The organism is Nostoc sp. CALU 1950 (assembly GCF_051172895.1).
Lineage (GTDB): Bacteria > Cyanobacteriota > Cyanobacteriia > Cyanobacteriales > Nostocaceae > Nostoc > Nostoc edaphicum_A.
This window is the reverse complement of record NZ_JBDNJQ010000255.1, coordinates 1-7668: the sequence shown is the minus strand read 5'-3', so window position 1 is coordinate 7668 and position 7668 is coordinate 1. Positions and strand designations below refer to the sequence as shown.

7 protein-coding genes are annotated in these 7668 nt (G+C 39.4%); 4 read left to right on the top strand and 3 right to left on the bottom strand.

From position 1 onward, the window contains the following. Nucleotides 1–354: 354 nt before the first annotated feature. On the bottom strand, nucleotides 355–825 hold the full coding sequence (locus ABF638_RS35930; protein WP_435027542.1) for a BON domain-containing protein: 471 nt from the start codon (nucleotides 823–825) through the stop codon (nucleotides 355–357). A gap of 468 nt (nucleotides 826–1293) precedes the next feature. Here ABF638_RS35930 and ABF638_RS35925 point away from each other — a divergent pair, with 468 nt between their 5' ends. Further along, on the top strand, nucleotides 1294–2214 hold the full coding sequence (locus ABF638_RS35925; protein ID WP_435027541.1) for a ribonuclease D: 921 nt from the start codon (nucleotides 1294–1296) through the stop codon (nucleotides 2212–2214). A 353-nt stretch (nucleotides 2215–2567) separates the two neighbouring features. Next, on the top strand, nucleotides 2568–3410 hold the full coding sequence (locus tag ABF638_RS35920) for a tetratricopeptide repeat protein (RefSeq protein ID WP_435027540.1): 843 nt from the start codon (nucleotides 2568–2570) through the stop codon (nucleotides 3408–3410). 186 nt (nucleotides 3411–3596) lie between these two features. Here ABF638_RS35920 and ABF638_RS35915 read toward each other — a convergent pair whose 3' ends face one another. Continuing rightward, nucleotides 3597–5252 carry a sodium:solute symporter family protein gene (locus ABF638_RS35915; RefSeq protein ID WP_435027538.1) on the bottom strand — a complete coding sequence of 552 codons (1656 nt, stop codon included), beginning with the start codon at nucleotides 5250–5252 and terminating at the stop codon, nucleotides 3597–3599. A 9-nt stretch (nucleotides 5253–5261) separates the two neighbouring features. After that, the gene (locus ABF638_RS35910; protein ID WP_181927712.1) at nucleotides 5262–5543 is read right to left on the bottom strand and encodes a DUF4212 domain-containing protein; all 282 of its coding nucleotides are present in this window, start codon (nucleotides 5541–5543) and stop codon (nucleotides 5262–5264) included. An 814-nt stretch (nucleotides 5544–6357) separates the two neighbouring features. On the opposite strand from ABF638_RS35910, the gene ABF638_RS35905 reads away from it, so the two are divergent. After that, entirely contained in the window at nucleotides 6358–6966 is a 609-nt protein-coding gene (locus ABF638_RS35905; RefSeq protein ID WP_181932756.1) for a site-2 protease family protein, read from the top strand. Between the two features lie 36 nt (nucleotides 6967–7002). Continuing rightward, nucleotides 7003–7527, top strand: a complete 525-nt coding sequence (locus tag ABF638_RS35900; RefSeq protein ID WP_435027537.1) for a hypothetical protein — start codon at nucleotides 7003–7005, stop codon at nucleotides 7525–7527. Nucleotides 7528–7668: the final 141 nt, after the last annotated feature.

The following is a 7668-nucleotide window of genomic DNA, read 5'->3' as shown; positions in this document are numbered from 1 at the left end:
TTCCCAAAAATATTTATGTATGATTGATTTTCACAAATGATTTAGGATTGCTATAGTAATCCTATAGCTAAACTGAAGTCTACTCCAGTAGACTGAAAAATGGTTTCAGTCTTTTTTATAAGATTTTAACTATTAACCATAGGTTTATAAACTCATTCAAGTGGTATCAACCACTTATTGCTTACTTTTTATTTACAGCAGTTTTCATATATTTGAACCGCAAGGTCTTGCGTCCCTACCCTGTGGTCTATTTACCTGAAAATAGCTACAAGCAAGCAAAAACAGAGACTTACACAGATGTAAGTCTCTATTTGGCTTTTATACCGATGCTAACTGAAAGCTTCAGTTATTCTTTTATGGCTTTTTCACAGTATCAACTTTTGCTTCTACCTTTACTGTCTTCACACCTTGAACTTCTTTAGCTAAGGTTTCAGCTTTCTTGAGTTCTTCAACAGAAGCGGCTGTGCCTTTGAGGATAATTTCACCCTCTTTGTTTTCAACTTGTAACTTGTTGCCTGGTAAGCCTTTATTCAACTTTGCGCTAACTTCAGTTTTTAAGTCGCTCTTAGCTTTTGTGGCTGCTGTTTTTTCAGAATCGGTTTTAACTTTAGTGTCTGTACTAGCTACTAAAGGAGTTGCTTCTTTTCCTGGAATTTTGGCAGTTTTATCCGCAGTTTGATTTATCTGAGAAGCTGGTGTTGCTGGTGCTTGAGCAGCTTGATTAGTTGTGCTAGGAGTGTCTGAACCAGTTTTAGGAGCCTCTTCGCAGCCAAAAGCACCAACTACCAAAATGCCACTAATTAGCAATGGAATTAGCTTTTTCATTATTTATCTCCGAATTGAGTACTTGAAGCGATTAATTGATGTGTGATGTCATGGTGAGGAGCAGATGTTAAAAAACAATTAAATGTTAATTAGCAAAAGTACCTAAGCAATAGCTCAGGTTACTAAAAATTGAACCTTGGACGATTTCTTGAAGCTAAGATTTTGCGACTAGTTTTGAGAAATGCCAATTCAATTTTTCTAACGGCTGCTAACCAGGATGGCTCTATATACAGCCTGTAGCTCTCTATGAATTTAATGTAGATGCCCAGTAGCTATTTCAATGGTAGATTATGCCACCCCACAGTGGTGACTCGATATTATCAGATTTTAGTCAATTTGGCGATGTCTATGACGAATTCAAAACTTCAGCGTTTATGGAATGCTGTGGCAGCAAAAGTCCCAACAAAATGTTACTTTAGAAAACTATGGCTTACTTACAATGCCCTAAATATCAGGAAATATTAGCCAATGCCCTACCTTACTTCCGCCAGCGAAATTAGTGCCATTGTCGCTGAATATACCAAGGCTAAAACGCTGTGGATAGATACAGAAGTGGCTGACTATAAAAGTCGTAATCCTAGATTATCACTGATTCAGGTATTAGATAATCCTCAAGATATGAGTGGCGATCGCGTCTACCTTTTAGATGTATTAGATCAGCCAAATATTATAGCAGAATTTATTGAACAAATTATGATAAATTCTGCCATTGAAAAAGTTTTTCACAACGCCAGTTATGATCTAAAGCTTCTCGGTAATAAGAAAGCCAAAAATATTACCTGCACTTTGGAAATGGCAAAAAAAATTCCCTATTATCTTTTACCATTACCCAACTACCAACTTAAGACCATAGCTACTGCACTTTGTAGCTTTAACAATATTGACAAACAAGAACAAAAAAGTGATTGGGGAAAACGTCCCCTGACTGAAGAACAGATAGAGTATGCTTATTTAGATTGTATTTATCTGGCTCAAATCCACTTAAATTTGTTGAGATTACAAGCCCAAGCCAGCCCGGACTCCGCAACGGAAGACTTAATATCACTAAGTACCAGATACTTACAACTTGAACAGCAATGCAAGTTGTTGAACTCTGAATTTGAGCATTTGCAAGAACGCATGAAAAAAGCTATGCAAGCTCAAAATATATCTGAAACTTCTTATTATAAGCTGACTAGTTATGAACGGACTACAGTCAAAGCTACATTTACAGAATTGGCAAGGCTAGCACAAACTCAAGGTATTAATTTAGATTTTCCCATTACAATAACTCAGAAACTCCAAAAAGATTTAGGGCAAAATCTGGAACAATTGTCTGTAGATATTGAGAAAAACACCTCTTGGCGGCTGACTTCCAAAATTCAAGAGAGTGAAACAGAAGATGAGTAAATTGTCCATCTAGCTACAAATGCCAGAATTTATGGAGTTTTTGTAAAGAAGAAATCTTAATATTTCAAATATATTTTTTTCAACAGTATTCTAAAAAACGTGACCAACAGTAGTTTACTGGTCATAAATCTATTGTCGAAAAGCGCAAATATGACAATAGCAAAGAGCCAAATTGACAATTTTTATACTTTATGAATCAGATTTTTTCCTTAATATAACTATTAAATATCAGGCAAATATTTCAATTGACTTTTAATGTCTATCAAAAGTTAAAATAACTATTGAGTTAAAAAATTAAAATCTAGACTTTGGTACTAATTTTCTTCAGGCGTTATGGTAGTTTATATTAACTTATGAAACGGCGTTTATTCAGGCAAAAGCAGATAAGGGTAAATACTTTATTTACCATAGCTATTTTTACTACCTTAACTGCAATTAGCAGTGTTTCTTGTAGTAAGAATGACAATGTATTGGTGACAGAAATAGGAGTCAGTCAACCTAGCCGTCGTTCAGCTACAACATCTAAGGGTGGGCAGTTCTATCTTCAGGGAAAGAATCAGCATTTAAACGGTGACTTGCAAGCTGCGATCGCTTCTTATGGTAAAGCAATTAGTCAAAATTCTCAGTATGGCGCTGCCTACAACGGTCGGGGACTAGCCTACTTTGATTTGGGAGACAAAGAAAAAGCGATCGCAGATTACAATCAAGCACTTCGCATCAACCCTAACGACGCCGAAGCCCACAATAACTTGGGAAATGCTCGCGCCTCACTAGGAAATAACAGAGAAGCGGTTAAAGATTACAGTGAAGCGATTCGCCTGAATCCCAACTATGCCGAAGCCTACAATAACCGGGGGAATGCCCGCGCCACCAATGGAGACAAAAAAGGGGCACTAGATGATCTTGACCAAGCTATTCTCCTCAACCCCAAATATGCGATCGCCTACAATAACCGAGGAAATGCCCGTGTTGCCAATGGAGATCCCCAGGGTGCGATCGCAGATTACAATCAAGCCATTCGCCTCAATCCTAACTTTGCCCCTGCCTACAATAACCGAGGAAATGCTCGCGCTACCAATGGAGACAGACAGGGGGCACTTAAGGACTTGGAACAAGCAGCAAGCATTTTTCAAAGTCAGGGAAACAATGACTTATATGAACAAGTGATGAATAACATCAAAGAACTTGGACAGTAGGGAATAGGGGAAGCAGAGGGAGCAGGGGGAGATGAGGGAGACAAGGGAGATGAGGAAGAAGCAGGGGAGCAGGGGCTGGGGGCAAGGGGGAGGATAAAAAATTACCTTCTTTCCCCTCTGCCCCTTTGCCCCTCTGCCTCTTTTCAATGCCCAATGCCCAATGCCCCATGCCCCATGCCCAATCCCCTATTCTTCAATCAATGGGCTGCGGAGGTCTTCTACCATTGCTTGAATTTCGGCTGGAGGAGGAGGTGTTAGGCGCGAAACCACTAGGGTAACTGCGAAATTAATTAGCATCCCCAAAGTACCAATTCCTTCGGGAGAAACCCCAAAGAACCAGGGTTGCATACCGCCAAACTTGACGCCGACAATGTAAATGATTGTAAAAATTAAACCCGTCACCATGCCAGCGATCGCACCTTCGGAATTGGTGCGTTTATCGAAAATCCCCAGGAAAATCACCGGGAAGAAACTAGCAGCGGCTAAACCAAAGGCAAAAGCCACCACCTCACTCACAAATCCCGGCGGATTCACCCCAAAATATCCGGCGAGGACGAGGGAAAAACCTACCATAATCCGCCCGACAAACACCCGTTTTTCTTCTGAGGCTGATGAATCGATGATCCGGTAGTAGATATCGTGGGCGATGGAACTGGAAATTACCAGCAATAAACCTGATGCTGTAGACAAAGCAGCAGCCAAACCGCCAGCCGCTACCAAGCCAATTACCCACGGAGGCAAATTAGCTACCTCTGGGGTAGAAAGCACAATAATATCTCGGTCAATCTTGATTTCATTGGTGTCTTTGTTTGGAGTTAATTGGAAACGCCCATCCTTATTGATGTCATCAAAAGCCAACAGTTTAGTTTTTTCCCATTTGGTTGCCCAGTCTAGCTGCTGCACTTCTGCAACCGTCTGATTGTGCAGGGAATCGATCAGGTTATAGCGGGCAAACATGGAGAGGGCTGGAGCAGTTGTATAAAGAATAGCAATAAATAGCAATGCCCAACCAGCAGAAAAGCGGGCTGCACGCACACTCTTGACTGTGTAAAATCTGACAATAATATGGGGTAAGCCAGCAGTGCCCACCATCAGGGCAATGGTGGTGAACAGCACATCTAGCATCGATTTGTTCACAAACGGCTCAGTATACGGCTTAAACCCCAGGTCAACCTGAATTTTATTGAGTTTGTCAGCAATATCACTGAAGGTAAATGCTAGCTGAGGAACAGGATTACCAGTGAGAAACCAAGCGATCGCGATCGCTGGAATCAGGTAAGCAAAAATCAACACACAGTACTGTGCTACTTGTGTCCAGGTGATGCCTTTCATCCCACCCAAAACAGAGAAAAAGCCGACGATCACCATGCCGATGATCACACCTGTATTGATATCTACTTGGAGGAAGCGGCTAAAAACAATGCCCACGCCCCGCATTTGTCCAGCAACGTAGGTGAGGGAGACGAAAATGGCTGCAACTACTGCCACCAAACGGGCGATATTAGAGTAGTAGCGATCGCCTACAAAATCTGGCACTGTATACTTACCAAATTTCCGCAGGTAGGGAGCCAGCAATAATGCCAGTAGTACATAGCCACCCGTCCACCCCATCAAATAAATAGAACCGTCGTAACCCAAAAAAGAAATCAGCCCCGCCATTGAAATAAACGAGGCTGCGGACATCCAGTCGGCGGCGGTGGCTGCACCATTAGCAATTGAGGGTATTCCTTGACCTGCGATAAAGAAGTCTTTACTATTTTCGACTCGTGATTGCCAACCAATATAAATGTAGGCGACGAAGGAAAGTCCAACTAATACAATAGTCCAAATTTCAACTGACACGGTTTTTCCTCACTTCTTGAGATTGTATTTTTGGTCTTGCTTACCGAGATTGTATTTGCGGTCTAGCTTGTCCATTTGGAAGGCATAAATGAAAATCAAGGCTACAAACACCAAGATTGATCCTTGTTGTGCCATCCAAAAGCCAAAGGGTACGCCAAAAAACCGGATTGCATTCAAAGGTTGAACCAACAAAATACTGAAAACTAAGGAAACCAATGCCCAGACAATTAAAAGATTACGAATTAAAGTAGTATTAGCACGCCAATAAGAACGGCGCTGATCTTCATCCATTGTTGTTCATCATCATTGCGTTTGTGCATCAAAATAATACCAATAAGCCGTTATTATCCTGTCTAATTACTGTATTAATTTTTAAATTATTTAGTAAACGATATTTATTTTTGGTGTATTAAGTATTGCTAAGTAATAGCTGACTGAGAATTACCATCTGGTCAGTTATTAAAAAATGTTGGTTAAGCAAGCTGAAATATGCAATAACTCATTAGTAATACAAGAGCTTTATATACAGAAACTTTAATTTTTAATACGTGTTAACCAGTAGGATAATAAGGCTATTAAATACTAAAATGCATTTTTTGATTGCTATACAAGCAATTAGTACTCAGAAAGTAAACGTAATTTGATTACAAAATATACGAGTATTCACTATGGACTTTTACTTAGTAATTTTAATAACATTTTGGTAACGAGCTTGTTATTACAGATATGGGGCATTACCAAAATATAGTAAATTATGATACAAATACTGCCTTACTCAGCTTTCCGAGGCATTGCAGTCGGTATAGATGAGAACTTCTATTATCGTGGTGAGAAAAAGCTGATTTTAACGAGGCGTCTTGCAAAGCGATGTCTACGACGGGCTAGCCTACGCTGATTTCAAGCAACTGATTCGCTTCATTCTCAACAACCAACGTCTCCATAGATTTTTGAACTAGTCTTGGAAGTCGCACAAAAATATCTTACCTAATTTATTTGCGATCGCACTTAATTCTCAAAACTTGTAGTTTTGAAATTGGGTAAATTTTTCATGCGTGTCTTCGGAAAGGGCAGATTTCAGCTTCAAACATACCACGAGCCAGAATATATGTTTATCCAAACACTCATCACAGAGCCGATTCATTTTTTCAGAATCGTTGTTATTGTCATATTCTCCATCACTTTGCATGAGCTTGCTCACGGCTGGGCTGCGATGAGTCAGGGAGATAATACTCCACAACAAACCGGTCATTTGACACTGAATCCTGTAGTTCACATGGGCAAAGAATCGCTCATCTTTCTCTGTCTCATGGGTATAGCTTGGGGACAAATGCCCGTCAACCCATCTAAGTTTCGTTCTGGAAAGTTAGGCAATATTTTGGTATCAGCAGCAGGGCCATTGTCAAATCTGGCTTTAGGAATTCTATTTGTTGTGCTGCTCAAACTTTTCTTTAACCCTAGTCTTTCAGGACTCTTGAGTGTCGAATTTCTTTACCTAGCGGCTCGGATTAATTTGACGTTATTTCTGTTTAATCTGCTGCCAATTCCACCACTCGATGGCTTTCATATTTTCAGTGAAATTTTTCCTCAGCTAAAGCCACTGCAATATAGCCAATTCGGATTATTTGCCATGATGCTTCTATTTATAATTCCGGGTTTTGGGATAGGACTTGGTAGCATTGCTGATTTATTTATCCGGTCAGGATTGGGGATGTAAACAACAATTGTTATGCGAATAAAAAGGAAAAGTTGAATGAAAATCAATAAAAAACTTGTAGTTGCTGCTACTAGCCTTACCTTGAGTATTGTTGCTGTGCTTATTCCATCTGAAGAATCAATGGCGAACATATTAGCTGTAGATCAATATAATCATTCTGTAAGTAACCATTTAGTCAAATATCCCCACAAAATAAGTCAACAATTAATGGTTGTAAAACCAGTGGCATTTAACTCTGTATTAGGGAATTTAATAATTGAAAAATATAACTTTTTACCCTGTTATAATCAAGAGCGATCGCCATTTATCTCTTCTATTGAATTATTGATGAGATTATTGATTATTGGAAGTTTTTGCTCTGTGGGAATCGCAGGTTATTCTTCCTTTGTAGAACGTTATTTTCAAATCATTAATAAAGATTTAAAAATAATTTACTACAGTATTTTCTTGCTACTGTCTTTACAGATTATAGGTAGCGTTATTGTTTTAATGTCTTCACCCACAAGTTCAATTGCTTCTACAATTCATCCAAGCTCTAGCTGTATCTTAGGGAAACCATAGTAGTAATTAGAATTGCTATAGTGATCCTAAATCATTAATGAGAGATAAGAATCCCGACTCAATACTTTTCGGTTAAGACAATAGACGCGATGAATCGCCGTCTCTACAAAAGACTGATTATTGTAGAGACGGCGATTTATC